The 24,788-nt window shown below is 65.1% G+C and carries 21 protein-coding genes and 1 tRNA gene; 8 read left to right on the forward strand and 14 right to left on the reverse strand.

The features are described from left to right. Nucleotides 1–38 precede the first annotated feature (38 nt). The 4 genes from gyrA to DLM85_RS04350 all read right to left on the reverse strand — a co-directional run bounded on the left by gyrA (nucleotide 39) and on the right by DLM85_RS04350 (nucleotide 5,026). Nucleotides 39–2,585 carry a DNA gyrase subunit A gene (gene gyrA, locus DLM85_RS04335; RefSeq protein WP_111476821.1) on the reverse strand — a complete coding sequence of 849 codons (2,547 nt, stop codon included), beginning with the start codon at nucleotides 2,583–2,585 and terminating at the stop codon, nucleotides 39–41. A 112-nt stretch (nucleotides 2,586–2,697) separates the two neighbouring features. After that, on the reverse strand, nucleotides 2,698–2,946 hold the full coding sequence (locus DLM85_RS04340) for a hypothetical protein (protein ID WP_111476822.1): 249 nt from the start codon (nucleotides 2,944–2,946) through the stop codon (nucleotides 2,698–2,700). A 61-nt stretch (nucleotides 2,947–3,007) separates the two neighbouring features. Beyond that, complete coding sequence (locus tag DLM85_RS04345; protein ID WP_111476823.1) at nucleotides 3,008–3,685, reverse strand: HD domain-containing protein; 678 nt, start codon at nucleotides 3,683–3,685, stop codon at nucleotides 3,008–3,010. A 111-nt stretch (nucleotides 3,686–3,796) separates the two neighbouring features. Next, complete coding sequence (locus DLM85_RS04350; protein WP_111476824.1) at nucleotides 3,797–5,026, reverse strand: hypothetical protein; 1,230 nt, start codon at nucleotides 5,024–5,026, stop codon at nucleotides 3,797–3,799. A gap of 247 nt (nucleotides 5,027–5,273) precedes the next feature. Between DLM85_RS04350 and DLM85_RS04355 the strand changes: the two genes are divergently transcribed. After that, nucleotides 5,274–5,642 carry a 4-fold beta flower protein gene (locus DLM85_RS04355; protein WP_111476825.1) on the forward strand — a complete coding sequence of 123 codons (369 nt, stop codon included), beginning with the start codon at nucleotides 5,274–5,276 and terminating at the stop codon, nucleotides 5,640–5,642. Between the two features lie 514 nt (nucleotides 5,643–6,156). Here the strand turns inward: DLM85_RS04355 and DLM85_RS04360 are convergent. Then, nucleotides 6,157–6,229 (reverse strand) — tRNA-Thr (locus DLM85_RS04360). Between the two features lie 673 nt (nucleotides 6,230–6,902). Here DLM85_RS04360 and DLM85_RS04365 point away from each other — a divergent pair. The 3 genes from DLM85_RS04365 (at nucleotide 6,903) to DLM85_RS04375 (ending at nucleotide 9,906) form a co-directional block, all read left to right on the forward strand. After that, the gene (locus tag DLM85_RS04365; protein WP_111476826.1) at nucleotides 6,903–7,598 is read left to right on the forward strand and encodes a response regulator transcription factor; all 696 of its coding nucleotides are present in this window, start codon (nucleotides 6,903–6,905) and stop codon (nucleotides 7,596–7,598) included. Beyond that, nucleotides 7,595–8,938, forward strand: coding sequence for a sensor histidine kinase (locus tag DLM85_RS04370; RefSeq protein ID WP_111476827.1), 1,344 nt, complete (start codon nucleotides 7,595–7,597; stop codon nucleotides 8,936–8,938). Before DLM85_RS04365 ends, DLM85_RS04370 begins: the two co-directional genes overlap by 4 nt. Nucleotides 8,939–9,102: 164 nt before the next feature. Further along, entirely contained in the window at nucleotides 9,103–9,906 is an 804-nt protein-coding gene (locus tag DLM85_RS04375) for an EamA family transporter (protein WP_207890951.1), read from the forward strand. A 181-nt stretch (nucleotides 9,907–10,087) separates the two neighbouring features. Here DLM85_RS04375 and DLM85_RS04380 read toward each other — a convergent pair whose 3' ends face one another. Then, nucleotides 10,088–11,905, reverse strand: a complete 1,818-nt coding sequence (locus tag DLM85_RS04380) for a sensor histidine kinase (RefSeq protein WP_111476829.1) — start codon at nucleotides 11,903–11,905, stop codon at nucleotides 10,088–10,090. Nucleotides 11,906–12,054: 149 nt separating this feature from the next. On the opposite strand from DLM85_RS04380, the gene DLM85_RS25705 reads away from it, so the two are divergent. The 3 genes from DLM85_RS25705 to DLM85_RS24935 all read left to right on the forward strand — a co-directional run bounded on the left by DLM85_RS25705 (nucleotide 12,055) and on the right by DLM85_RS24935 (nucleotide 13,007). After that, nucleotides 12,055–12,204 (forward strand): hypothetical protein, encoded by a 150-nt coding sequence (locus DLM85_RS25705; RefSeq protein WP_207890952.1) that lies wholly within the window; start codon nucleotides 12,055–12,057, stop codon nucleotides 12,202–12,204. 6 nt (nucleotides 12,205–12,210) lie between these two features. Beyond that, nucleotides 12,211–12,600, forward strand: coding sequence for a barstar family protein (locus DLM85_RS26325; RefSeq protein ID WP_424321690.1), 390 nt, complete (start codon nucleotides 12,211–12,213; stop codon nucleotides 12,598–12,600). A gap of 86 nt (nucleotides 12,601–12,686) precedes the next feature. After that, nucleotides 12,687–13,007, forward strand: coding sequence for a hypothetical protein (locus DLM85_RS24935; protein ID WP_133256899.1), 321 nt, complete (start codon nucleotides 12,687–12,689; stop codon nucleotides 13,005–13,007). A 63-nt stretch (nucleotides 13,008–13,070) separates the two neighbouring features. Here the strand turns inward: DLM85_RS24935 and DLM85_RS04390 are convergent, their stop codons facing one another. The 6 genes from DLM85_RS04390 to DLM85_RS04415 form a co-directional block, all read right to left on the reverse strand. After that, the gene (locus DLM85_RS04390) at nucleotides 13,071–13,895 is read right to left on the reverse strand and encodes an ATP-binding cassette domain-containing protein (protein WP_111476831.1); all 825 of its coding nucleotides are present in this window, start codon (nucleotides 13,893–13,895) and stop codon (nucleotides 13,071–13,073) included. A 332-nt stretch (nucleotides 13,896–14,227) separates the two neighbouring features. Next, nucleotides 14,228–15,010, reverse strand: coding sequence for an ABC transporter permease (locus DLM85_RS04395; RefSeq protein WP_111476832.1), 783 nt, complete (start codon nucleotides 15,008–15,010; stop codon nucleotides 14,228–14,230). Nucleotides 15,011–15,274: 264 nt separating this feature from the next. After that, nucleotides 15,275–17,053 (reverse strand): OmpA family protein, encoded by a 1,779-nt coding sequence (locus tag DLM85_RS04400; protein ID WP_111476833.1) that lies wholly within the window; start codon nucleotides 17,051–17,053, stop codon nucleotides 15,275–15,277. A 160-nt stretch (nucleotides 17,054–17,213) separates the two neighbouring features. Beyond that, nucleotides 17,214–18,200, reverse strand: a complete 987-nt coding sequence (locus DLM85_RS04405; protein ID WP_111476834.1) for a PspA/IM30 family protein — start codon at nucleotides 18,198–18,200, stop codon at nucleotides 17,214–17,216. Between the two features lie 105 nt (nucleotides 18,201–18,305). Further along, nucleotides 18,306–19,034, reverse strand: coding sequence for a hypothetical protein (locus tag DLM85_RS04410; protein ID WP_111476835.1), 729 nt, complete (start codon nucleotides 19,032–19,034; stop codon nucleotides 18,306–18,308). A 241-nt stretch (nucleotides 19,035–19,275) separates the two neighbouring features. Then, nucleotides 19,276–20,637, reverse strand: a complete 1,362-nt coding sequence (locus DLM85_RS04415) for a sigma-54-dependent transcriptional regulator (protein ID WP_111476836.1) — start codon at nucleotides 20,635–20,637, stop codon at nucleotides 19,276–19,278. 273 nt (nucleotides 20,638–20,910) lie between these two features. Here DLM85_RS04415 and DLM85_RS04420 point away from each other — a divergent pair, with 273 nt between their 5' ends. Further along, nucleotides 20,911–21,393, forward strand: coding sequence for a hypothetical protein (locus tag DLM85_RS04420; RefSeq protein ID WP_111476837.1), 483 nt, complete (start codon nucleotides 20,911–20,913; stop codon nucleotides 21,391–21,393). A gap of 3 nt (nucleotides 21,394–21,396) precedes the next feature. On the opposite strand, the gene DLM85_RS04425 is transcribed toward DLM85_RS04420, so the two are convergent. Then, complete coding sequence (locus tag DLM85_RS04425) at nucleotides 21,397–22,020, reverse strand: hypothetical protein (protein ID WP_111476838.1); 624 nt, start codon at nucleotides 22,018–22,020, stop codon at nucleotides 21,397–21,399. Nucleotides 22,021–22,217: 197 nt separating this feature from the next. After that, complete coding sequence (locus DLM85_RS04430; RefSeq protein WP_111476839.1) at nucleotides 22,218–24,782, reverse strand: DUF349 domain-containing protein; 2,565 nt, start codon at nucleotides 24,780–24,782, stop codon at nucleotides 22,218–22,220. Nucleotides 24,783–24,788: the final 6 nt, after the last annotated feature.

Raw genomic sequence — 24,788 nt, forward strand, 5'->3', positions numbered from 1 at the left:
GAGAGAATTCGTGGGAAACGGGAAACCCCGGCACCGGGTTATTCGGCGCCGGGGGTTTCTTCGTTTAGCGTAGGCTCGGCGTCGGCGTCAACCGACTCCCCTGCCGTCGGCAGCTCAGCCAGCTCAATGGCCAGCTCCTTGTCATCCGCCGCTACTTTGGCAACCGACGAAATTTCGTCGCCCTCGCTGATTTTGATCAGGCGCACGCCCTGGGTGGCACGGCCAATCGAGCGCACATCTGCCACGCGCAGCCGGATGGTAATGCCCGAGCGGTTGATGATCATCAAATCGTCGTCGTCGTTGACGTCTTTGATGGATACCAGCGCGCCGGTTTTATCGGTGATTTTCAGTGTGCTTACTCCCTTCGCGCCGCGGTTCGTGATGCGGTAATCGTCGATGGGGCTGCGCTTGCCGTAGCCGTGTTCGGAAACGACGAGCAGTTCCTTGTTTGGGTCGGCCAGGCAGACCATGCCGACCACCCGGTCATCGGCCCCTTCGGCCAGGGTGATGCCCCGGACCCCGGCAGCGGTACGGCCCATCGGGCGCACGTTCTCCTCGTTGAAGCGCACGGCCCGGCCCAGCCGGGAAGCCAGGATAACCTCGCTGCTGCCGGTGGTGAGCTGCACGTCGAGCAGCCGGTCGCCTTCGTTGATGGTAATGGCGTTGATGCCGGCGGTACGCGGCCGCGAGTAGGCTTCGAGCGTGGTTTTCTTCACCGTGCCCTGCTCGGTGCAGAACATCAGGTAGTTGTTCTGCGCGTAGTCCGGGTCGCGCAGGTCGCGCACGTTCAGCACGGAGCGCACCGGGTCGTTGGCCAGCTCCGGAATCAGGTTCTGAATCGGGCGGCCTTTGGCGGCTTTGCCGCCCTCGGGCAGTTCGTAGGCCTTCTTCCAGAACAGGCGGCCGCCCTCCGTGAAGAGCAGCAGGAAGTCGTGAGTGGAGGCCACGAACATGTGCTCGGTGAAGTCCGACTCCTTGGTCGAAACGCCCTTGGCGCCGGTGCCGCCGCGGCCCTGCGCGCGGTATTCGTCGAGCGAGGTGCGCTTGATGTAGCCCTCGTTGGAGATGGTAATGACCATCGACTCCTCGGCAATCAGCGACTCAAAGTCGATTTCGCCGCCGGCGTACTCGATTTCGGTGCGGCGCGAGTCACCGTACCGGTCACGAATGTCCTGCAGCTCCTGGCGGATGATGTCGCGCTGCATCTCGGGCGACTCCAGCACGGCCTTCAGGTGGTCAATGAGCTTCATCAGCTCGTTGTACTCGTTCACGATTTTGTCGCGCTCCAGGCCGGTCAGGCGCTGCAGACGCATATCGAGGATGGCGCGGGCCTGCACGTCGCTGAGCGAGAACCGCTCGATGAGCTGCGTGCGGGCCAGCTCCGGGTCGCGGGAGCTGCGGATCAGGGCAATGACCTCGTCGAGGTGGTCGAGGGCGATGAGCAGGCCTTCCAGGATGTGGGCCCGCTTCTGGGCCTCCGCCAGCTCAAAGCGCGTGCGGCGCACGATAACGTCGCCGCGGTGCTCCACGAAGTGGTGAATCAGGTCGCGCAGGTTGAGCGTCATCGGGCGACCCTTCACCAGGGCCACGTTGTTGACGCCGAAGGTCGACTGCAGCTGGGTGTACTTGAACAGGTTGTTCAAAACCACCTGCGGCACGGCGTCGCGCTTCAGGTCGTACACGATGCGCATTCCGTCGCGGTCCGACTCGTCGCGCAGGTCGGCAATGCCCTCGATTTTCTTCTCATTGATCAGCTCGGCGGTCCGGGCAATCATGGCCGCCTTGTTGACCATGTAGGGCACTTCGGTGACGATGATCTGCTCCTTGCCCGAGGGCGTGGTGTCAAACTGCGTCTTGGCGCGCATCACCACGCGGCCGCGGCCGGTTTCCAGGGCCTGGCGCACGCCTTCGTAGCCGTAAATCACGCCGCCCGTGGGGAAGTCCGGCGCTTTGACGTACTCCATCAGCTCCTGCACGGTGATGTCGGGGTTGGCCAGGTAAGCCACGATGCCGTCCACGACTTCCGTCAGGTTGTGCGGGGCCATGTTGGTGGCCATGCCCACGGCAATGCCGGAGGAGCCGTTCACCAGCAGGTTCGGGAACTTGGCCGGCATCACCGACGGCTCTTCCAGCGAGTCGTCGAAGTTGGGCTGGAAGTCCACCGTGTCCTTGTCCAGGTCGCCCAGCAGTTCGTCGGCCAAGCGCTTGAGGCGGGCTTCGGTGTAGCGCATAGCGGCCGGCGAGTCGCCGTCGATGGAGCCGAAGTTGCCCTGCCCGTCCACGAGCGGGTAGCGCAAGGACCAGTCCTGGGCCATGCGCACCATGGTGTCGTACACCGAGGAGTCGCCGTGGGGGTGGTATTTACCGAGCACCTCACCCACGATACGGGCGCTCTTCTTGTGGGCTTTGGTGTAGGATACGCCCAGCTCCGACATGCCGTAGAGTACGCGCCGGTGCACCGGCTTCAGGCCGTCGCGCACGTCGGGCAGCGCACGGGAGATGATGACGGACATCGAGTAGTCGATGTACGCGCCACGCATCTCGTCCTCAATGTTGATGGGAATGATTTTTTCGCCTTCAGCCATTAGTCAAAACGAAAGGCCCGCGGCACCCCCGAAATGGGGGCCGCAGACGCCGGATGTGAAGTGGTATTTAAGCTGGCAAGATACCGAAAAAAGGCCGTTTTCCCTAGCAAAATCACGGTTTTGACTTGCTGCGGTCGTTACCCATTTTCTTGTCGGGCTCCTGGTGCACCTTGATCTTCTCGCCTATCTCCGGATTCTGTTTTTTCCAGAGCGGCTGGCCGCGGTATTTCTGTCCGCCGTGGATGTGCACCTTGCGCACGTGGCACGAGGCAATGGGACAGGTGCGGCAGCTGGCCAGGGCCGTGAGCAGCAGCACCGGCAGCCACCATGCGCGGCGAAGCAGGGAGTTGGGTGTTTTCATCTTACCAGCAAAACAACGCAAAAATGCCCGCTTTCGTGCCGGCGGGATTGGATAAAACCGATTAATGGCCGGGCAGCAGGTCGCTTCCCTCCCACTCGTTCAGAAACTGCGCCAGAAACTGTTCCATAAACCGGTGGCGCTCCTCGGCCACCCGCCGGGCCGCGGCGGTGTGCAGCCGCTCGCGCAGGTGCAGGAGCTTCTCGTAGAAGTGGTTGATGGTCGGGCCGCCGTTGGATTTGTACTCGGCAAAGGTGCCGTGCTGTACCGGCGGCTGCTGCGGGTCGTGCAGGGGGCGGCCCTTGTGCCCCCCGTAGGCGAAGGCCCGGGCCACCCCGATGGCGCCGATGGCATCGAGGCGGTCGGCATCCTGCACGCAGGCGCCCTCCAGGGTAGCCACGGGCGTGGCCACGCCGGCCCCCTTGAACGAGACTTCACGGATGATGGCCTCCACGCGGGCAATGAGCACTTCCTCGGCGCCCTGGGCCAGCAGCCAGGCGCGGGCGGCGCGGGGGCCGGCTTCTTCGTCGCCGCCGTGGAATTTCCAGTCGGCAATGTCGTGCAGCAGGGCGGCCAGCTCGGTCACGAGCAGGTCGGCGCCTTCGGCCCGGGCCAGAGCGCGGGCGGCCAGCCACACGCGGCGGATGTGGGCCCAGTCGTGGCCGGAGCCTTCGCCGGTGAACTGGGCTTCGACCATGGCCGCGGTGCGGGCCACCAGGTCGGGGGATGCGTCGGGAATCATGGGGCAAAAATGCAACGGCCGCGGCGAAGAAAGCCGCGGCCGTGCGGCGCTGCGGGCGTCGCCGGCGGCAAGCCGGCTGATACTCTGCGCCAAAGACGGGTGGAAAAAAAGCTAGTCGATGACGGGGTGGCGCTGGAATTCGCGGGTGCGGTCGAAGAGGTAGCGCAGGGTCTGGTGCTCCCGCCACGGCTGCCCGCCAATCAGCTTGACGATGCTCATCATCTTGGGGTTGAAGTCGCCGATCCAGTTCATCACCGTCTGGGTGTAGGGCACGGCGCCGGGCTTCTGAATGAGCAGCGAGGAGGCGTAGACCATGGCCGCTTCCACGCCCTTGCGCTGGTGCTCGGGCACCACCCCGAACACCACCCCGAACAGGGTCTTGACCGTGCCGCGCAGCTGGTGGTACTTGAACTGCACTTTCTGCCACCAGCCCAGCTTGCCGTTGAAGCGACGCAGGATTTCGTTGATTTCGGGCAGGTTGATGTAGAAAGACACCGGCTGCCCGTCGTAGTAACCAAACCAGATGATGCGCTCATCCAGGATGTCGAGCATGCTCTTCATCAGCTTGACCGACGCCTCGGGCGACATCGGCTTCACGCCTTCGTGCTTCACCCAGGCTTTGTTGTAGATGGTACGGAAGTCCTCGGCGTACTTTTTCCAGTCCTTCTTGCGCATGTGGCGGAATTCGTACTTCGGGTCGTTGGCAATGCGCTCGGCCCGCAGCTGCACGGACGGGTGCAGCTGCGCCGCCACGGTGCGGTAGAAAGTCACCTGCTTGAAGAACGTCTCGAACCCGTAGCGGCGAAACAGCTCCACGTAGTACGGCGGGTTGTAGGCCGCCCCGTAAATCGGCGAGCCGTAGTTGTCCGTCACCACGCCCCAAAACCGGTCCCGGTCGCCGAAGTTGATGGGGCCGTCCATGCCTTCCAGCCCGCGCGCGGCCAGCCAGTCGCGGGCGGCGTCGAAGAGCTGATTGGCCGCGGCCTGGTCGTCGATGCAGTCGAAAAAGCCGCAGCCGCCCATGCCACGGGCAAAATCCTCCCGGGGCGGCGGGGCCTCGGCCCCGTCGGGCGCGGGCAGAGCCGGCTTTTCGGCGGGAAACGCCGTTTCGCGGTTGAAGAAGGCGGCAATGCGGCCCACGGTCTGGCCCCGCTCGTCGAGCAGCAGCCAGCGCGTGCACTCCCCTTTCTGAAACAGCTTGTTTTTAGCGGGGTCAAACACCGCTTCGATATCCTGATCGAGCGGGCGGATGTAATGCGGGTCGCGGGCGTAGACCACGCGGGGCGGAAATTCCAGAAACTCGCGGGCCTGAGCCGGGGAACTGACTTCAACTAGCTGCATGCAATGGCGCAATACGGGAGGACAACAGAGCACGAAATAACGCAAAAGCTGCTGTTTGCGGGTCCGCCCCCGCCGCCCGGCGCGGATATGCAAAAAAGTGCTTACCTTGGCCCTACCAAAACTATTCTTTCGCGCCCCGTTGGCTTCGGCCGGCGGGGCGTTTTTGGTTATGGCGGCCCGCCGCCGCGCTAATCCGCCGGCCGCCGCGTTTCGTTTATGCCCCATTCGTTAACCACATCCGCTTTCCATGATACCGCTATACTCGCCGGCGGGCACGGCGGTGGCCTTTGCCGACGACGCCTGCCGCCTGCTTTACTTTCCCGACGGGCGGCTGGCGGCCTGGCTCGACGACGGGCTGCTCTACGCCCCCAGCGGCCGCTACCTGGGCTGGGTGCACCACGGCTGGATTCTTGACCGCACCGGACGGGCGGCCCTGTTTGCCGACAACGCCGCCGGCAAACCCGCCCGGCCGGCTGTTACGCCCCCCCCGCCCGCCCTCTGGCCCCGCCCGGGCCAGTGCCCGCGGCGGCAGCCCACGCGCAGCACCCGCCCGGCCCGCCGCGGGCGCATTGCGGAATGGTCGACCCACGCGGGCAAAGCCTACTTCGATCAGTAAAGGCCGGGGACACCCCAGCACGTACACGTCACGCAGCACGGGATTACACGCCGTTTTCAGTGGCGTGACACCACTCAACAGCGCGGCGAGGGCATGAATAGGCTTATAGCCAGCAACCCAGTGCCTGATAGATCCATGTCACAGCACCACCAGCGTCTTCCTGTTTTGCAAGGCCCGGGCAGGCCTACCTTGCACCGAAATCTTACCATGCCTCTCATGTCTTCCTGCCCGCTTCCGCTTGTTGCTCTTGCCCTGATGCTCACCGCTGCCCAGCTACCGGCCGGGGCATCTTTGTCGGAAGCCGCGGCCTAGCCGGCTTACCCCGGCACTTGTTACTTCGCCGCTACCGGTCGGCGTGGCAGATCCAAGAGACTAAAAAGCCCTGGCTGGGTGGCCAGGGCTTTTTAGTTAGGCCTTGCACAAACCCCAAAAGGCAGAGGCGGCCTATCGGCTTGCATAGACGCAAAAAACCCGCTGTAAACACGTGGTTTACAGCGGGTTTTTTGCGTCTGTGAGCCCCCTGCCGGGATCGAACCAGCGACCTACTGATTACAAGTCAGTTGCTCTACCAGCTGAGCTAAGGAGGCGAAACAGTGGTGCAAACCTAATGCATCGGGGGCACACGCACAACCCCGGCGGGGTGATTTCCTTGGCTTCTCAGCTTCATCCCGGCTTCATGGATTCCAAGGCAGCTTTGGGGCGAAGTTGCCGCATGCGCCGCCTCGCGCGCCGACGCGGCTGCGCATCGCGCTGACAGACAGGATGCCAGCCGACGGGAGGCTGGCCTGACAAGGTCCCGGCTCCGGCCGTGCGCCATGAGGTTGGAACGCTAGCGCACGGCGGGTCGGGTACCCAGCGGGGCCGGGCAGCCGGGACGTGGCGAAGGCCGTTGATTACCAATGACGCCCTCGCAAGCCGGGCAGCTCGGCCCCGCGCTCCTGTGGCCGGCGCGTCTGGCACGGGTTCGATTACGTCTTCTCTGCCCCGGCGCCCGGTTGTCGCATTATTCCTCGCCTGGGCGGCTGGATTATCCGGCCGGTTGCGCACCGGACGTACCCCGGCGCAAACTTACCGGCGCCGCTACCGCGTGGCTGGCCCAACCAGAAAAGCGCCGTCCGGCCGTACGTTGAGGTGCTCATCAGTTATTCAGATGCGGCGCGCTAACTCGCCGCCCCGTCACCGGCCGGACACGCTGGTAGAATCCCCGGCCATTATCGGTCTGATGGCCGTACTTGCTCATTGTTGATTGCTCATTTTCCCATGAACGTTCTCATCATCGAAGACGACAAGGCCCTGGCCCGCGAGCTGGGCCTGTACCTGCACAACGAACGGTTTCACTGCGACTTTGCCCGCACCGGCCGCGAGGCCTCGGAAAAGCTGTTCGTAAACGAATACGACTTTGTGCTCCTCGACCTGGGCCTGCCCGACCAGGACGGGCTGCAGCTGCTGGCCGAGGCCCGCCAGGAGCGCAACCAGCAAGCCAGCATCATCATCCTGAGCGCCCGCGGCACGGTGGATGACCGCATCAAGGGCCTGGACCTGGGCGCCGACGACTACCTGGCCAAGCCCTACTCCCTGCTGGAGCTGGTGTCCCGGATGCAGGCCATCGTGCGGCGCAAGCACGGCGTGACCCAGGACACGCTCTCGTTCGGGCCGTTCGTGCTCAACGTGAGCGACCGGACGCTGCGCCACGGCGAACAGGAAGTGCCCCTGACCAAAAAGGAGTTTGACCTGCTGCATTACCTGCTGCTGCACCGCCACAAGGTGCTCACCCGCCTGCAGCTCAGCGAGCATATCTGGGGCAGCCTGATCAGCGACAGCGACGACCGGGACTCCAATTTCATCGACGTGCACGTGAAAAACATCCGCAAGAAGCTGACGCCCTACGACCCGGGCGACTGGATCGAGACGGTGCGCGGGGTGGGCTACCGCATCAAAACCACGGCGGACGCGTGAGGCTGCGCCAGAAGCTGGTGCTGCTCACCACCCTCTCGAAGGGCCTGATGGCCGGGGTGCTGCTGCTGGCCCTGCCCTGGGCTATCGAGGTGTTTGCCCTGCGCCACACCGAAGCGCGCCTGCGCAGCGAGCTGGTGAAAGTGCGCCGGCGCATCGAGCGGGTGGGCGTCACGTCGTTTCTGCGGGGCCAGGAAAACGACCAGCGCCTGCACTACGACCTGCTGGAAGACGAATTCATCGAGCTGCGGCGGGGCCGGCCCGGCCACCGGCAGCCCGACACCATTGCCACCCTGCCGCGCCGGCAGCAGGGCGCGCTGGTGGATTTTCGGGTGCTGCGGGCCAGCTTCGAGCACGACGGACGGCCCTACACCCTGGAAATCGGCAAGAGCATGGAGTCGGTGGAGGACGTGTACGGGCTGCTGCGCAGCTTCGCGGCCTACGCCCTGGTGTTTGCCGTACTCAGCACCCTGCTCATCGAGCTGGGCGTCATCACCTACCTGCTGCGGCCCGTCGACCAGATTGTGCAGCGCCTGCGGGCCGTGCAGGGGCCCACGCCGCCCCCGCTGCCGCCGCTGCAAACCAGCACCTGGGACTTCCGCTACCTCGACGACACCATCCAGCAGATGCTGCAGAAGATCCGCCGGGTGTTTGAGCAGGAGCGCGAGTTCATTGCCAACGCCTCGCACGAGTTGTTGACGCCCATCAGCATTCTGCAGAACCGCTTCGAGAACATGCTGCAGGCCGAAAACCTGCCCGAAGAGGCCGAAACCCAGCTCGTCACCTCCCAGAAGACGCTGCAGCGGCTCACGGCCACCCTGCGCACGCTGCTGCTGATTTCGCGCATCGAAAACGCGCAGTTTGCCCGCCCCGACCGCGTCGACCTCCGCGCACTGCTCGGGGAGGTGGTGGAGGAGCTGGACTACCGCCTGCTCGACCAGCACATCCGCCTGCACCAGCAGCTGGAGGGCGCGCCCACGCTGGCGCCGGCCAACCGCACCCTGCTCTTCACCCTGTTCTACAACCTGCTCTCGAACGCCATCAAGTACAACCGGCCCGCGGACGGCCGCATCAGCCTCACCGGCGCCCCCCAGCCCGACGGCACCTACGTGCTGGTGATTCACAACACCGCCGTCCGGCCCATCCCGGCGGCGCAGCTGCCCCAGCTGTTCGAGCGGTTCCGCCGCTTCGACGACGGCCGGGTGGAGGGCTTCGGGCTGGGCCTGGCGGTGGTGCGCTCGGTGGCGCAGTTTCACCTGATCGGCATTGCGGCTGCCTCCGACGAGCACGGCACGGCCTTCACGCTGCGGCTGCCGCCGGCGCGCCCGGACGCGGCGGAATAAAAAAGCGGATTTTTGCCGCGGCCACGGCGCCGGCCCCTGCCGAAACGGGCCGGCGCGGCCTGTCGTACCCCGCCCCATTCCTGATGTGCAGCCCCTCCCCGGCGGGCGGGGCTGCGATGCCGCTTATGCGTATTCCCCGACTTCAACTCCCGCCCTTGCCGGCCGTGCTGCTGTCCATCCTCAGCGTGCAGGGCGGCGCGGCCATTGCCAAAGGCTTGTTTCCGGTGCTCGGCCCGGCCGGCACGGCTAGCCTGCGAATCGGCCTCTCGGCCCTGATTCTGCTGCTGGCCGTGCGCCCCCGCCTCAGCCGGCTGACGGGGCAGCAGTGGCGGGCGGTGGTGCCCTACGGCCTGGCCCTGGGCAGCATGAATTTCTTGTTTTACTGCGCCCTGGCCCGCATTCCGCTGGGCTTGGCCGTCACGCTGGAGTTTGTGGGGCCGCTGAGCCTGGCGCTGCTGGGCTCCCGCCGCTGGCTCGATGCGCTGTGGGCGGTGCTGGCCGCCGCTGGCATTGCGCTCATTGCGCCCTGGCAGGGCCGCGGCCTCGACGTGCCGGGCATAGGCTTCGCGCTGGCGGCGGGCGCCTGCTGGGCCGTGTACATCGTGCTGGGCCGGCGCACGGCGGCGGCGCTGCCGGGCGCGCAAGCCGTGGCCATCGGAATGCTGTTTGCCGCCCTGCCGGTGGTGCCCTTCGGCCTGGGCAGCGGCCAGCTGCTGGCCCTGACGCCCTGGCTACTGCTGCTGGGCGGTCTGCTGGCGTTGTTTTCCAGCGTGCTGCCGTTTTCGCTGGAAATGCAGGCGCTCAAGACCATGCCCACCCGCACCTTCAGCATCCTGATGAGCCTGGAGCCGGTGGCCGCCGCCCTCTCGGGCTGGCTGCTGCTGCACGAGCAGCTAACCCCCGCCCAATGGCTGGCCGTGGCCTGCATCGTGGTGGCCAGCGCCGGCGCCACCCTGGCGGGGCGGTGAGGTGGTGAGGTGGTGAGGTGGTGAGGTGGTGAGATGGTGAGATGGTGAGGTGGTGAGGTGGTGAGATGGTGAGATGGTGAGGTGGTGAGGTGGTGAGTTTGATGTTCAGACGGCGCGGTACTGCGCATCTCGTGCAATCAGAACAGAACTACACTCACTATTTCACCATCTCACCATCTCACTAAACCACCGGCAGGGTGAGGTGGAAGGTGCTGCCGCAGCCGGGGAAGCTTTCCACCCAGAGGCGGCCGCCCTGGGCGGCCATGAACTCGCGGCTGATGCTCAGGCCCAGGCCGGTGCTGCCGCGGCGCACTTCGCCTTCGGGGCTCTGGTGGAAGCGCTGAAAGATTCGCTCGTGGTGCTCGGGCGCAATGCCGGGGCCACAGTCTTCCACGCTGAGCTGCACGCGGCCGTCGGCGCTCAGCGCGCCGCGGATGGTCAGCTGGGCTTCGCTGGGCGAGTAGCGGATGGCGTTGGAGAGCAGGTTGATGAGCACCCAGGTGGTTTTTTCTTCGTCGGCGCGCACGGGGGGCAGGTCCGGGGGCAACTCCAGCCGCAACGGCAGGCGCTTGTCGTCGAGCTGGGGGCGCACGGTGTCGACGGCGCGCTGCACCACGGCGGCCAGGCTGCTGGGGCGCAGGCTGAGCTGGATGCCGGCGCCGGCGTCGAGGCGGGCCACGGTGAGCAGCTCGCCCACCATGCGCTGCAGGCGCTGGGTTTCCTGCCCGATGCCCTGGGCCAGGCGCTGCCGCTCCTCGGCGTCGGTGCGCTCGTGCTGCAGCAGCTTCAGGCTAAGGCCGATGCTGGCCAGCGGGGTTTTCAGCTCGTGCGAGACGGTGGCCAGGAAGTTGGATTTGAGCTGGTCGAGCTTCTTGAACTCCGACACGTTGCGCAGGGCCAGCAGCTGCCCGGCCGGGCGCACGTGCTGCCCGCTCTCGTCGAAGGTGCGCAGCTCGTGGGCGCTGAGGCGGTAGTACTGGTCGTAGCCGCTGATGCGCACGGTGATGAGCGGGGCGGCTTCGCCATCGGCCGCAGCGGCCGGCGGGGCCTCGGCTTCGGCGTCATCAGACTCCGGGCGGCCGGCGTGGGCGGCGGCTACGGGGCGGAGCATCCGGGCCAGCAGCTCCTGCGCCGGGGCCAGCTCGGTGGCGCGGCGGCCCACCAGCTCGGTATCGGCGCGGCCGAGCAGGCGGCAGATGGCGGGATTGGCCAGCAGGATGACGCCACGCTCATCGAGCAGCAGCAGGCCCTCGTCGAGGCTGCTCACCACGCCTTCGAGGCGGGTGCGCTCGGTCATGATTTCGGTGAGGGCGGTGCGGCGGAACTTCTGCAGCTCCAGCAGCAGGCGGTTGAAGGCCCGGCCGGCGCGACCCAGCTCGTTGTACTCCCCGGCCGGGATGGTCGACTCGAAGTTGTTTTTGCTGGCGTGCTCCAGGGCCCGCGTCAGCTCCTCGATGGGCACGGCGGCGGCCTCGGCGGTGGCAATAATCAGCCCCAGGGTGATGACCACGGCCAGCGCTGCCAGCGCCAGCATGATGCGAAACGACTCGGCGGCGCGGCGGTCGGCCACCAGGCTTTTGCGCTCCAGGGCCTCCACGTTCAGATCGACTAAACGGTGGGCGAGGCCGCGCAGGTAGCTGCGGTAGGGCGCCAGCGCGGCGGGCACTGCGCCATTCTGCACGCGCTGCTGGTAGGCCGCCGCGGCCTGGGCCAGGCTGTCGATGACGGCCTGCTCGCCGGGCTCGGTGACGTTGGCACCCGCGCGGCTGAGGGCCTGGCCCAGCAGCGGCAGCCCGCCGGGCGCAGCCGGCTGGGTTTCCAACTGGTCGATGGCGCGCAGCAGCACCTGGCCCACCTCCACGGAGTAGAGGTTGGTTTGGCGGATGCGGCGGGTGGTGTTGTCGAGGCGTAGCAGGGCCGTGGTGGCGTAGGCGCCCAGCACCAGCAGCAGGGCCAGTACCACGCCGAAACCCAGGCTTATTTTCGTGCGGATGTTCATTGAGGGGCCGCCGGGGCGGGGAATCAGGGGACAAGGTACGGCGGGGCGGTTTTAGCCTGCTGCACGTCAAGAACCAGCCCCTATGATTTCTTGAGTACTTTGCCTTATTTCGTCCAGTGACGTAATCTTAAATGTTTTAAGTATTGCCAATGAGTGTACGTGAAGACGACGTCGAGTTTTTTAGAAAGCTGCGCGCTCAAAATGTTGACAAAATAATTCTTGCTAATGGCGGCATAAGCCTCTACCGCAAAGAAGCAGCTTTGGACTACGACATAAAACTTCTCATTGATAAAGACTAGCAAATAATTGAATTTGATGGCAGGTTTATTTCTACTAAAGCAGAGTTGCATTTTGATCTATACCAGCAACTACAGTTCCCACCGTGGTATGGCCACAACTTCGATGCGCTGAATGACTGTCTACGTGATTGGAAAGTAGCTACCAATGGAACTGTCTTTATTTTTCGGAACCTAAATACATTAGAGCCTGAGCACACCAATGCATTACTTCACATATTATCAATGCATTCCAGACGCAGATTACCCTATGGACAAAAATTAATCACTTTAATTCAAGGAAAGCTATTAGGACTTGCCACCACCAAACCAATTGGAGCTATTAATTTATATGTATGGAGTGGTTTGGAAAGCCCCGGGGGATATGGAAACTTGTTATCAGAGTCTGAACGACCTTAGTTCCCTAGCCCCTACGACCGCCGAATCTTCTCCTTCAGATGCTCCACGGAGCAACTCCGCTCTAGCCCTCACTGCTCTTTTACATTATGAAATTCAAGGACAAATTATTTGCAACACTCCGCCTCCTCCAACTCATTACGAGTATTACGCCGGCCGTGTGGCTATTCATTATTATCTATTATCTACTGGTTCAAAATCAATTTCTAAAAGCAGGTCTTTTCTTCGGATTCATCACTACTGGCTGGTCAGTGTATATCTGGCTACCAACTACGATTATCCTGCTCGTTCTTAAAAAAAGGCCTATTATGCATCCAGCGACTTTACTCATTCCGGTGGTTAGTATCGTGACCAGCTTCGTAATAATTAATATTAATCCAGGCTGGGTATTTGACGATTGGCTAGGTTGATATTACTATCTAACGAAGCGGGAGAGATGCTTCGACAAGCTCAGCATGACGTTCTAGGGGATTCTACGACCGCCGAATCTCCTCCTTCAGGTGCTCCACGAAGCGGCCGAATTCCGGCTCGGCTTCCACGTTGGGGTGCCAAGCCAGGCCCAGGGCGGCCAGGTCGTATTGGTGCTGGCGGGAGATGGTGGCGCCGGGGATGAGCTGGCCGGCCTCGTCCCGTTCGTGGCCCATGAGCCAGAGGGTATCGGAGAGGGCGGTGGTGGTGGCCAGGTCGTGGGAGACGATGACGACGGTGTTCAGTTCGTCCATCGTGGTGACTTCGACGATGATTTTCTTTAGCTCGTCGATCATGGCCACGTCAAGGCCGGAGAAGGGCTCGTCGAGCAGGATCAGGTGCTCGGAGCAGAGCAGCTGCTGGGCAATGGCGGCGCGCTGCCGCTGGCCGCCGGAGAGCTGGGCGGGGAACTTCTTGCGGTGCGGGGCGAGGCAGAACCGCTCCAGGAAGGCTTCGACTTCCTGCCGGGCGGCCTCGGGCTGATGCTTTTGCTGGGCGGCCAGCAGCAGGTTGTCGGCCAGGCTGCGGTGGTTGAACAGGGGGTAGCGCTGCTGCACCAGGCCCACGTCGCCGGGGCGCACAGGGTGCTGCTCCTCTCCTACCTGCACGGCGCCGCTGCTCGGCTGCGTGAGGCCGGCAATGATGCGGCACAGCACCGATTTGCCGATGCCGGAGCGGCCGTAGAAGCCTACGACCTGGCCCTGGCTCATGCCGGGGCGCACCACGTTGCGCACCTGGGCGCTGATGTCGCGCAGCACCAGCTCGCCGTGGAAGCTCATGGAGATGTTGTCAAGGGTGAGTACGGGCTCGTGGTGGCTGTATGGTGACATAGTGAGTTGGTGAAATGGTGATTTAGTGCCGTGTGCCAGTCAGTGCACTTGCGCAGAGCAGTTGGTGCCGGGCGGCGAATGATTGTGACGAGGCTGCACAGCCCCGAATCCAGGCTTAGAGGTCCTGCGTTCGAACTGCCGACCATCGGGGCCGGGCTGCAACTGCTCGGAACCCGGTTGCAGACGACTGAAACCGGGCTGCGAGCCATCGGGGCCAGCTTACAAACAACTGTGACCAAGTTGCCAACGCTTAGGACTGGTTTGCACGCGGTTGCGTCCAGCCTGCAAACAATCGGGTCCGGTATGCAGGATTCCGGCAGAAAACCGCACGACTACCCCTGACCGGCCGCCATCAGGGCCGCGTAGGGGAAGAACACGCGGCGCAGCAGGCCGAATACGTAGTCCTGGGCGGCGCCGGTAGCGAGGATGACCAGCTGAATGGCCAGCACGCCGTCGAGGTGCAGGTAGCGGTTTTGCTTGTAGAGCAGCAGTCCGATGCCGCCTTCCGACTGGTAGAGCGTTTCCACCAGGGTTATCATCGTCCAGATGATGGCGAAGTTCTGGCGCACCACTTCCAGCATCAGGTCCAGCTTGCCGAGCACCACCACTTCCCAGAAGCTGCGCCACTCGCCCAGGCCCAGGGTGCGGGCGTGGTCCATTTCCTCCTGGGTGGTGGTCAGAATGACGCTGGTCATGCCGGTGACCAGGTACACGGTGGTGGCAAAGACGAGCACCGAGAGCTTGACTTCGTGGCCGGAGCTGAGCATCAGGGCCATGAAGAAGGTGAGGCCGGTGAGGGTGAGGTAACGCATCTTGGTGGCCGCGTAAGCCAGCGGGCGGAAAAAGGGCAGCGCCGTCAGGTACGACAGCAGCAGGGCCAGCACCGTGCCGATGGCCAGGGCTTGCAAGGCCGTGGTCATGCTGGCCCACAGCTCCTGGATCAGACCCTGGGCAGTAACCAGGTCGCGCAGGGCGGCCAGCACCTGGCCCAGGCTGGGGAAGATCTGCACCGGGTAAAAGGCCCAGAGCAGCAGCAGCACCAGCACCTGCAGGGCCACCATCGTGGTGAACACCGCGCGGCGCGGGGTGGCGTTGGGAAGGAACAGGGTTTTCATGGGGACAGACCTGGCTCGAGGCAATTGGGGTCGTTAGTAAGATGAATCAAGGCCGTCCTGCTGAGCTTGCCGAAGCATGACGGTCTGGTGTGTTCGGGTCAACTCAGCGGCCGGCAAATCAGCCAGCCGAGCAGATACCCGGCCTGGGCCGCCGCGGGCAGGCGCCCCGTTACCGGCGGGGCGCCTGCGGCATCTGGCGGATAATCGGCTAATGAATCGGGCGTAGGAATAACACACGCTGGATACCAGGGCCCGCAAGACCCCTTAGTTGCCGAGCACGATTTCGACGCGGCGGTTTTTGGCGCGGCCGTCTTCGGTGGTGTTGGCGGCCACGGGCTCCAGCGCGCCGTGGGCGTAGACCTGCACGCGGCCGTCGGGAAACGAGGAGCGGCTTTTGGCTTCCAGCCAGCTCTTCACGGCCAGGGCGCGCTGCTCGGAGAGCTGCTGGTTGCTGGCGGCGGCGCCCACGTTGTCGGTGTGGCCGTGCACGGCCACTTTCAGGCGGCCGGCTACCACCAGGTCGTCGAAGAGGCGGTTCAGGTCCTGCTCAGCGGCCGGGGTGAAGGCGCTGCGGCCGGTTTCGAACGCGATGTTCCAGGCCCGGCGGCTCACGCTCTGGCGGATTTCGTCGTCGGCGGCAAACTGTTGCTGCTCGGCCGGGGCAATGGTTTTGCCCTTGTACTGCGCCTGCAGCTTGCGCAGAATCGAGAGGTCCAGCATCTGCTCCAGGGGCACGTAGCTGGGCAGCTCCTTGGGGTAGAGCCGGCTTTGCACGTCGCCGAAGGTTTTGTAGACGGAGGCGTAGATATTGGTGCCGCCGTTGTCGAGGCCGAAGAGGGTGAGGTTGTCAGCGAAGTTGAAGGCCTTGCTGCCGCCCAGCTCCACCACTTCGCCGGTGCGGTCGGCTTCGCTCACGCCCTTGTAGTAGCGCAACCAGTAGCTGCCGGGCTTGTCTTTGTCGCCGTACACTTCCGAGGAAATATCGGCGGCGCGCTGCAGGGCTTCGGGGTGCGACTTCACCTGGTCACCGGCCACGGCCAGGGCGGTGATGATGCCCTGTACTTCTTTTTCGTGGGCCGCGTACCAGCGCTTGGTCGTCACCATGATGTTGGGCATCTGGTTGCTGTAGTCCTTGGTCGAGACGATGTTGACCAGGCCGCCCTTCTGCTTGGCAATGTTCACGTCGCCGGGCGTCCAGGTGGCCACCGCGTCGGCTACCACGTCGACTTTGACGCCAGTGCTGCGGCCTTTCACCACTTTCAGGCGCTGCTCGGGCTTGCCGAGGATGTATTTCTCGGCGGCCACCAGGAAGTCGGAGGCGGCCATGAAGTTCACGGCTTCGGGGTCGTAGGTCGTCTCGTCGGGGTTGACTTTCAAGCCGTTGTCGGCGCACCACTTCAGGGCAATGTTCTGGTCGCCGTCGCGCAGGTAGCAGGCAATGGTTTTGCCCAGGGCCGATTTGGGGTTGTCGAGCCACTCCTTCGGGCCCATCAGCTTGTCTTCGCCGAAGGACTTACCGGGGCTGTAAGGCAGAATCTGCAGGCCGGTGCCGGCTTTTTCCAGCTGCTGCTGCACGGCCGAGAAGGCCGGCAGCCCGTCACCCATGATGCTCACGATGAGACCGGGCGTCTGGGGGTTGTTCTGCAGGTCCAGGGCATTCTTGACCAGGTCGGCCTGCATCTTGGCCACGTCGTCCTGCCGCACAATCTGCATGTCGATACCGTTGGCGGCCATGGCCGAACCCTCGGTGCTGCGCGGGCCGCCGTTGGCCAGCATGGCGCCCATCTGCGAGTTCCAGGCCATTACTTCCCAGGTCACCGGGGTGCCTTTCTCAGCCGGCGTGCTAGTCGGCAGCGGGGCCAGCGGCACCGCCAGGTTGGTGCGCGTGCCGCCCGCCTGGGTGGGCAGCTCGATGGAGTTGAGCAGGACGGATTGCGTCTCCGCTTTCTGAAAGACGGCCCCGCTGCTAATGAGCTTGTTGATGCCGAAGTAAGCGGCCAGCACCAGCAGCAGGCCGATGACGATTTTACCGCGAGTTGTCATTGTGGTAGGAGAAAAAGTGGGTTTTGAGAGTTGATTTAAGGTTCACCAAGCCGTCATGCCGAGCGAAGCCGAGGCATCTCGCTGGGTAGTAATCGGCTCGTTGAGGCTACAGCACGCGAGATGTCTCGCGGGGCTCGACATGACGTTCAAGCGGGGTGGATTAGTCCAGCAGCCGGCTGAAGGCGTCGTTGCTGGCCTGGGCGGTGGTGCGGGGCGTGGCCGGGGCCGCTTTTTCGTCGAGCAGGGAGTTGAAGTCGCCTTTCTGGTAGCGTTCCAGCAGCTGCTGGCCCTTCTGGCTCATCACCCCGTTCTGGATGTCCATTTCCTTCACGAAAGCCTGCGAGTAGCGCATGGCCTGCTTGATCTGGCCGAGCTTCATGGCCATGTCCTGGGCCACGCGGTCGGTAGCCAGGTCGAAGAAGTACTTCTTGTCCGGGTCGCCGCGCAGGATGTTCATGGCGGCGCGCATGCCCGAGGAGGTGCGTTTTACCAGCTCGTACTCGTCCTTGAGCAGGTTCACCTTGAACTTGGAGTTGTCGATCTGGCGCAGGGCGGCTTTCAGGATCTGGCGCATCACCAGGCTCACGTTGGCGGTGGTGGTGAGCATGGGCTGCAGGCGGGCGTTGTAGTCTTCGAGTTGGGCGGCGCGGGAGGCATACTGCTCGGCGGCGTCCTTTTCGCCCTGGCGCTGGGCCGAGGTGGCCAGGTTCAGGTACTCCTGCATCTGCTGCTTGTTGCCGTCCATCTTGCGCTTCACCAGTTCGTGGGCGCCCTCCACGTGGGCCACTTCGGCGTCCATCTTCTTGGCCTCCTGCTCGGTGTTGCGGATGTAGTCCTGCATGATGCCGATGGGGTCCGTCTCGACGAAAATGCCGGCGGCGGTGCGGAAGATGCGCTGCCCGGCGTACCACAGGCCGGCCTTGATGCGCTTGCTGGTCACGAGCAGAAACATGGCGAACAGGGCGCCCAGCCCGATGCCGAGCTTCACCGTGTCGAAGACCATATCGACCAGAAACGGGACGATGGCGCCCCAGAAGTACACGCCGGTGCCCACGGCGCCCGCGAGGAAAATCCAGCCGGCAACTTTCTCCGGCTTCTGCCACTTAGCCAGCCCGGCGCTGTGGTCAGTTGAAAGCATTGTGTCCATTTGGTGAAAAGGTGAGTTTGTGAAATGGTGAGTTTGGTGCCGTGATTCAGAAGTGGCGAAAGGGCGAGGAGTTGTTGAACTTCAACTCACCATTTCACCACCTCGCTATTTCACCGGCAGCGTCAGCAGAAAGCTCTGGGCGGCCTGGAAGTGGGCGTGCAGGTCGGCGGCGGCGCTGGCGTTGGCCAGCTCGTAGGAGGCCAGGGCCGTCTGGGCTTTCTGGCGCTCCTCCCCCAGCTGCTGCTGGGTGGTCTGCAGCTCCTGGCCTTTGGCCTCCAGCTGCCGCGTCAGCTCGGCCAAATCGGCCTGCAGCTTCTGCTCCTGGGCCAGCAGCTGCACGATGACGCTGGGGCGGGTGTTGGGAATCTTGATGTCGCCGAGCTTCTCGCGGTGCCGCTCCAGCACCTTGTTGCGGTCCGCTTGCAGCGTGCGCTCAAACTGGTCGGCCGAGGCCAGCAGCTCCGGCACCGAGAGGCCCGTCACGGCCGCGAAGGCGTGGAAGGCCGTCTGGTAGAGCACCGGCCCCGCCAGGCCGCTGGCGGCCATGCTGCGCACCATCTTGCAGTAGGCGGCGAAGTCTTTGCCGTTGCCGGCCAGCAGCCCGTTGATGTGGTCGGTGTGGCGCTGTTCGGGCTGGGTGGCCGCGGGCGCCGTCGGTGGGCCGAAGGCGGGCAGCGGAGCTCCGGCGGCGGGCGCCGACGCTGCCGGGCCGGCAGCCGGGGCCGCCCCCGGCAGCGGCCGGGGCTGGGGTGGCGGGGCGGCGGCGTCAGCCGGACCGTCGCTTTCAACGAAGAAGTCCTTGGCGGCTTTGGCGAGGTTGTCGAAGATGGCCATTGGAAAAGGCGGTTAGGGTAACGTCTTGCGGGACGCGGACCCTAAGCCAATCCAGGTGCCGATGAGCGGCGACCAGACCCGATTAATATTACTTCTACTTGATTATCAGTCGATAAAAGTCAAAACACCTGAATTATGCCGGACTATAAAACAGCAAACCATTCCATAATGGAAGGGTCTGGTTTGTCGAAAAGGAAGGCAAGCGCGGGCTGAACCGGCGGTCGGCGTAGCCAGGCCCGCGCTACAGCCCGAACTCCTGCAGCTTGCGGTAGAGCGTGGTCAGGCCGATACCGAGCTGCCGGGCGGCCTCGGTTTTGTTGCCCTCGGTTTCGGCCAGTACCTGCCGGATGTGCCGGGCTTCGAGGGCGCGCAGGCTGCGGTCGTCGGGGCTGAAGCCGGCCAGGCCGGCGGCCGGGGTACCGCTGGCGTGAAACTCGTCGGGCAGGTAGGCGGGGGCCAGCGGCTGATCGGCCGGGGCCAGGATGGCGGCGCGCTCCAGCACGTTCTTCAGCTCGCGCACGTTGCCGGGCCAGTCGTAGCGCTGCAGCAGGCGCAGCGTGTCCGCGTCGAGGCCGGGCAGGCGCTTGCTCATGCGGGCGGCGAAGTAGCGCAGAAAGTACTCGGCCAGCGGGGCCACGTCCTCGGGCCGGTCTTTCAAGGGCGGGACGGGGATGGTGAAAACGGAGAGGCGGTAGTACAGGTCGGGCCGAAACTGCCCGGCGGCGGCTTCCTGCTTGAGGTTGCGGTTGGTGGCCGCCACCAGCCGCACGTCCACTTTGGTGGGCTTGGTGTCGCCGAGCTTGGTGAAAGTCTGCGTTTCGAGCACCCGCAGAAACTTGGCCTGCACGGCCAGCTCCAGCTCCCCGATTTCGTCGAGGAACAGCGTCCCGCCCGAGGCTTCTTCCAGCAGGCCCTTTTTGTCGCCCAGCGCCCCGGTGAAGGCGCCCTTCCGGTAGCCGAACAGCTCCGATTCCAGCAAATCCTTCGGAAAGGCCGAGCAGTTGACGGCCACGAACGGCTTGCCCTTGCGCGGCGAGGCCTGGTGAATGGACTGGGCAAACAGCTCCTTGCCCGCGCCCGTGGGCCCTTCCAGCAGCACGGTGGCGTCGGTGGCGGCCACCTGCCGGCCCAGCGCCTTGGCCCGTTCCAGCGCCGGCGCGTGGCCGATCATCGACTCGAAGGAGTGCTGCTGGCCTACCTGCCGCTCCAGCTCCTGCACGCGGTAGCGCAGGCGGGCTTTGTCGGCGGCGCGTTCCACCAGCACCGGCAGCTGGTCGTTCGAGTCGCCCTTGGTGAGGTAATCGAAGGCGCCGTCTTTCATGGCCTGCACCCCGTCGATGATGGTGCCGTAGGCCGTCATCAGGATGACTTCGGCCAGCGGGGCCTTCTGCTTCAGGCGCGGCAGCAGCTGCACGCCGTGGGCGTCGGGCAGCTTCACGTCGCAGAGCACCACGAGCACCTGCGGGTGCTGGCCGAGCAGCTCCAGGCCCTCGGCGGCATTCACGGCCTGCAGCACGTGGTAGTCTTCCAGCTCCAGCAGGCGGGCCAGCAGCTGGCGCAGGCGGGGTTCGTCGTCGATGATGAGAATGGTGCCTTGGGGCATGGCGGCGAAGGGTGCGGCGAAAAGTGAGGGAGCGAGCCGCGGCGCAAAGGTGCCAAATTCCGCGGCTCGGCGCGGAGCCGTCGGGCAGCTCACATCATCGGGGCGCACGGCGGCGAATTGCCTGCGGCCTCGGCCGGGCAGTCCGGCAAACTTCAATCAACCCCGGATAAGCGCCACATCATCGTGGCATTGAGCTGTACGTCAGCGCGTAAGACCTTTGTCTTCGTCGCCGGCACGCTTGCCGGGCGGCTCCGCTCCTACCCTTTCTGCGCTATGAAAACCAACTTCCTTTCCTCCCTGCTGGCCCTGTTCGGCGCCGGCCTGCTGCTCGGCCCCGCGGCGGGCTGCCAGCGCCCGGCCTTCAGCGGCCCCACGCCCGCCCCGGCCGCCGACGCCGCCGTGCGCCGGCTGCAGTTCGGCTACGGCAGCCGCTACTCCGGGCACCGCACCACCTACACCCTGCAGGCCGACGGCGTGCTGCTGGCCCAGGCCGGCCTCGGGCTGCGGCCCGGCACGCCGGTAGCCGCGCTGCGGGTGGGCTCTGCCCAGGCCCGCGCCGCCCTGCGCCGCTTCGACGCGCTGCCCGCCGACAGCCTGGGCTTCGAGCAGCCCGGCCAGCACTATTACTTTCTGGAAGGCTACACCGCGGCCGGCCAGAGCGTGCACCTGGCCTGGGGCGCGGCCGATACCAGCGCCCCGCACTGCGCCCGCGTGCTCTACCGGCAGCTCAGCGGGCTGGTGCCGGCCAATCTGTAGCGCCTACTCCTCGACTCGGTCCACATCCGTCAGCTGGCCTTTGTTTTTCATGCTCTGCAAATCCAGCTGCGTGAGCGTGAACGGCTCCTTGCTGAAGTTGCCGGGCCGGTTGAGCTTGCGAATGGGGTGCGCGTCGTCCGTTTCGTAGGCATTAGCCACCACGTCCACCGTGTTGGCCTGCGCCCGCACCACTTTCAGCAGGGAGTAGTTGCGGGTGGAGTCGTCGCGCACGGTGTAGATGTCGCCCACGTGCGGCGCCGCCAGGAAGACGGCGCTGTGCTGCGCTTTGCGGATGGTGAAGATGGCGGCCCAGGCCACCCCCAGGGCCAGCAGCGCCGCCCCCGACCAATGCCACCACGGGGCCCGCGTAGCGGCTTTCCGCACCCGGACGGCCTGTTTCACCGCGTCGGCTTCCGCCGGAATCTTGCCATACTCCCAGCTGGCCTGGCACTGCTGGCACTGCACCACGGCGGGCTTGCGGTAGGGCAGCACCGGAATCCAGTACAGGTGCACGTAGCGGCTGAAAATACTCACGCGCAGCTGGTTGGCCGTGTGGCAGGCTGGGCAGGTCACCCCGGGCAGCGGCTCCGTCCGCACGTGCGAACCGTTGGTACCAAAAAAAATCATTGGCGGAAGAATAAGGCGGCCTCACAACAGCTTGCCGCTTTCAAATGTAGAGCCGCGCCGGCAGTGAGCCGCCGATTGTCCGGCAAAAAACCCGCTGCTTCCCGCACCTCACCTGCCGGCGGCAAGCCGTCGGTCAGCCACAAAAAAAGGCCCCGCAGCAAGCTGCGGGGCCTTTTTCTTATCGTTGAGGCGCGGCCTTAGCTGCGCACCACGCGCAGCTGGCGCTTGAGCCGCTCGATGCGCTGCTTGGCCTCGTCGATGCGGCCCTGGTACTCCTCGCGCAGCTGGCCGGCATTCTTCGAGCGGGCGAAGAAGTCCAGGTTGGTCTGCAGCGTGGCCACGTCGTTTTCCAGCTCGTTGATGTCGCGGCGCAGGTTCTGCTCCTTGCGGTAGAGCAGCTGCTGGGCCTCGGGGTTGGACTTCAAGCGCTGCACCTCCAGCTGGAAGCGCTGCTCGTCGCGCTCGGCGTAGCTCAGGCCCGGAATGGTGTCGATGTACTTGCTCATCAGCTCCAGGAATTTCTCCTCGGCCTGCGCCCCGCTGCCGCCCCGGCGGCCCGGCTGCGGCACCTCGCTCTGGCTCCACTCGGCCACCAGCGCCTGCAGGCCTTCCTGCGTGCCGGGGTTGTCCTCCGACAGCGTGGCAATGTGCGAGGCTACGCCGTCGAGGCGGGCGGCCTGCTCCTGCGACAGCTGCTGCTGGTGATGCTCGCGCTGGCGCGTCTCGGTCTGCTTCCGCTCGAAGAACGAGTCGCAGGCCGTGCGGAAGCGGTGCCAGATCTTGTCCGACTGCTTTTCGGGCACGCGGCCGATGTTCTTCCACTCCTTCTGCACCCGGATGACGACCTCGCGGCCTTCCTCCCAGTTCGGGTTTTCCAGCGCAGCCTCGGCCTGCTCGCACAGCGCGATTTTGGCCTTCAGGTTGCGGTTTTTCTCCTCGTCGAGAGCCTTAAAGAACTGGTTTTTGTGTTGGAAGAAGCCCTTGTAGGAAGCCCAGAACTGCTTGTTCATGGTTTCGGCCTGGCTGCGCGGCACCAGGCCGGCGGCGTCCCACTGCTCCTTCAGCGTCTGCAGCTCGTCGGTTTTGGCCCGCCACTCGTTCACGCGCTCGGTCTTGAAGTCGCCGAAGGGCAGAATCTGGGCCAGCAGCTCCTGCTTGCGCTGCAGGTTGGCGTTTTCCTGGGCCGAGCGGGCGTCCACGAAGGCGCGCTTGCGGTTGTGCACCTGCTCGGAGGCCTGCAGGAAGCGCTGCCACAGCGGCTCGCGCATTTCGTTGGGCACCGGGCCCACGCCCTTCCATTCCTCGTGCAGCTGGCGCAGCTCCGTGAGGGCCTTGTTGATGCTCGGCTGCTGCACCAGGTCCTCGGCGCGCTTGATGAGCGCCTCCTTGGCTTCCTGGTTGCGGCGGCGGTCCAGCTCCTTCATTTCGAAGAAGAGGCCGCGGTTGTTGTAGTAGATGTCGAGCAGGGCGTGGTAGCTGTTCCACAGCTCCTGCGACTGCTGCTGCGGCACCGGGCCGGTGGCTTTCCACTCGGCCTGCAGCGTTTTGATGCGGGCCGACGAATCCTTGGTTTCGGCCGACTCCACCAGTTGGCGCAGCTGCGAGAGGAGGTGCTGCTTGTGCGCCAGGTTTTTGGCGCGCTGCTCGTCTTCCTGGCGGGCGTCGCGCACGCGGGCGTCGCGGTAGTCCTGCATGGCGCGGGTCACCTCGGCGTAGTGCTCGGGGCCGCTGAAGCTGAAGTCCTCGGCGTTGTTGCCGGCTTCGGTGAAGCGCTGGCGGGCCGTGCCGCGCTCCGAGCCCACGCCCTGCTCGTACTGGCGGTGCAGGTCGAGGATCTGGCGGCGGTTCTGGCGCGCGTCGGGGCGGCGCAGCAACTCCAGCAGGTAGGCGCCCTGGGCGGTCGGGTCGAGCTTGGCAAAGTCCGGGGCCGGGGTTTCCGGCACGTAGTCCTCGTCGTCCTCGGGGTGCGGGGCAACATGCTCCGCCGCGTGGGCCGCCTCGGCGGCCGACTCATTATTGGAAGTCGGCAGGGCGGCCAGCGGGGCGGGGGCATCTTCCAGCGCCTCGGCCGAGGCCAGGGGCTGCGCGGGCAAGGTCACGGCGACGGGCTCGGTGGCCGGCGCCGGCGTCACGTCGGGCTGAATGGCCTCCACCGGCGGGTTGGTTTCCGAAGCCTGCGCCACGGCGCCGGGGCCTTCGTTGCCGTAGTGCTGCTCGGCGCGCTGCTGGGCGGCCGAGGGGGCGTCGGCCTGGCTTGCTTCGGCTTGCTGCTGCTCGGCAAAGGCCTTGTTAGCTGCCGATTGACCGTAGTCAGCTGCAGCAGGGCTCGAAGCCGCTTCGGCCGTCGGCGTGCCGGTTTCGGCGGGTACCACCGGCGTCGGCTCGGTGCCGGCCGTGCCGGGCTCGGCCGTCGGGTCGATGGCGGCCGGGGCGCTGTGGTCGGCGTGTTCGGTGATATCCTCGGCGGCTACGGCCGGGCTGGGCGCGGCGGCGGGCTGCGCCGAGGGCGAAGCGGCCGCGTCCACGTCGGGCCGGGCGGCCGCGTGGGGCACCTCGGACGCGGCGCCGGCCGGCGCTTCGGCCGGGGCCGCCGGTTGGGCCGGAGCAGTAGCGGGTTGGGGTTGCGGGTCAGCAGGGGCATCGGCAGCCGGGCCGCCTTGCTGGCGGGACTGCGCAATTTCGGCCAGCCGGCGCTCCAGGATGCTCATGGGATTATCCTGGTTCGACTCGGGGCGGTTGGGGGTTTCGTTCTCCGGTTGCATGGTTCT

The organism is Hymenobacter edaphi, assembly GCF_003258365.1.
GTDB classification, from domain to species: Bacteria; Bacteroidota; Bacteroidia; order Cytophagales; family Hymenobacteraceae; genus Solirubrum; species Solirubrum edaphi.

Coding starts and splice junctions, on each gene's coding strand:
- DLM85_RS25705 (WP_207890952.1), top strand. CDS start 12,055: ATGAGTGTACGTGAAGACGACGTCGAGTTTTTTAGAAAGCTGCGCGCT.
- DLM85_RS04380 (WP_111476829.1), bottom strand. CDS start 11,905: ATGAACATCCGCACGAAAATAAGCCTGGGTTTCGGCGTGGTACTGGCC.
- DLM85_RS04425 (WP_111476838.1), bottom strand. CDS start 22,020: ATGATTTTTTTTGGTACCAACGGTTCGCACGTGCGGACGGAGCCGCTG.
- DLM85_RS04430 (WP_111476839.1), bottom strand. CDS start 24,782: ATGCAACCGGAGAACGAAACCCCCAACCGCCCCGAGTCGAACCAGGAT.
- DLM85_RS04345 (WP_111476823.1), bottom strand. CDS start 3,685: ATGATTCCCGACGCATCCCCCGACCTGGTGGCCCGCACCGCGGCCATG.
- DLM85_RS04365 (WP_111476826.1), top strand. CDS start 6,903: ATGAACGTTCTCATCATCGAAGACGACAAGGCCCTGGCCCGCGAGCTG.
- DLM85_RS04340 (WP_111476822.1), bottom strand. CDS start 2,946: ATGAAAACACCCAACTCCCTGCTTCGCCGCGCATGGTGGCTGCCGGTG.
- DLM85_RS04415 (WP_111476836.1), bottom strand. CDS start 20,637: ATGCCCCAAGGCACCATTCTCATCATCGACGACGAACCCCGCCTGCGC.
- DLM85_RS04350 (WP_111476824.1), bottom strand. CDS start 5,026: ATGCAGCTAGTTGAAGTCAGTTCCCCGGCTCAGGCCCGCGAGTTTCTG.
- gyrA (WP_111476821.1), bottom strand. CDS start 2,585: ATGGCTGAAGGCGAAAAAATCATTCCCATCAACATTGAGGACGAGATG.
- DLM85_RS04355 (WP_111476825.1), top strand. CDS start 5,274: ATGATACCGCTATACTCGCCGGCGGGCACGGCGGTGGCCTTTGCCGAC.
- DLM85_RS24935 (WP_133256899.1), top strand. CDS start 12,687: ATGAAATTCAAGGACAAATTATTTGCAACACTCCGCCTCCTCCAACTC.
- DLM85_RS04405 (WP_111476834.1), bottom strand. CDS start 18,200: ATGGACACAATGCTTTCAACTGACCACAGCGCCGGGCTGGCTAAGTGG.
- DLM85_RS04395 (WP_111476832.1), bottom strand. CDS start 15,010: ATGAAAACCCTGTTCCTTCCCAACGCCACCCCGCGCCGCGCGGTGTTC.
- DLM85_RS04420 (WP_111476837.1), top strand. CDS start 20,911: ATGAAAACCAACTTCCTTTCCTCCCTGCTGGCCCTGTTCGGCGCCGGC.
- DLM85_RS04390 (WP_111476831.1), bottom strand. CDS start 13,895: ATGTCACCATACAGCCACCACGAGCCCGTACTCACCCTTGACAACATC.
- DLM85_RS04400 (WP_111476833.1), bottom strand. CDS start 17,053: ATGACAACTCGCGGTAAAATCGTCATCGGCCTGCTGCTGGTGCTGGCC.
- DLM85_RS04410 (WP_111476835.1), bottom strand. CDS start 19,034: ATGGCCATCTTCGACAACCTCGCCAAAGCCGCCAAGGACTTCTTCGTT.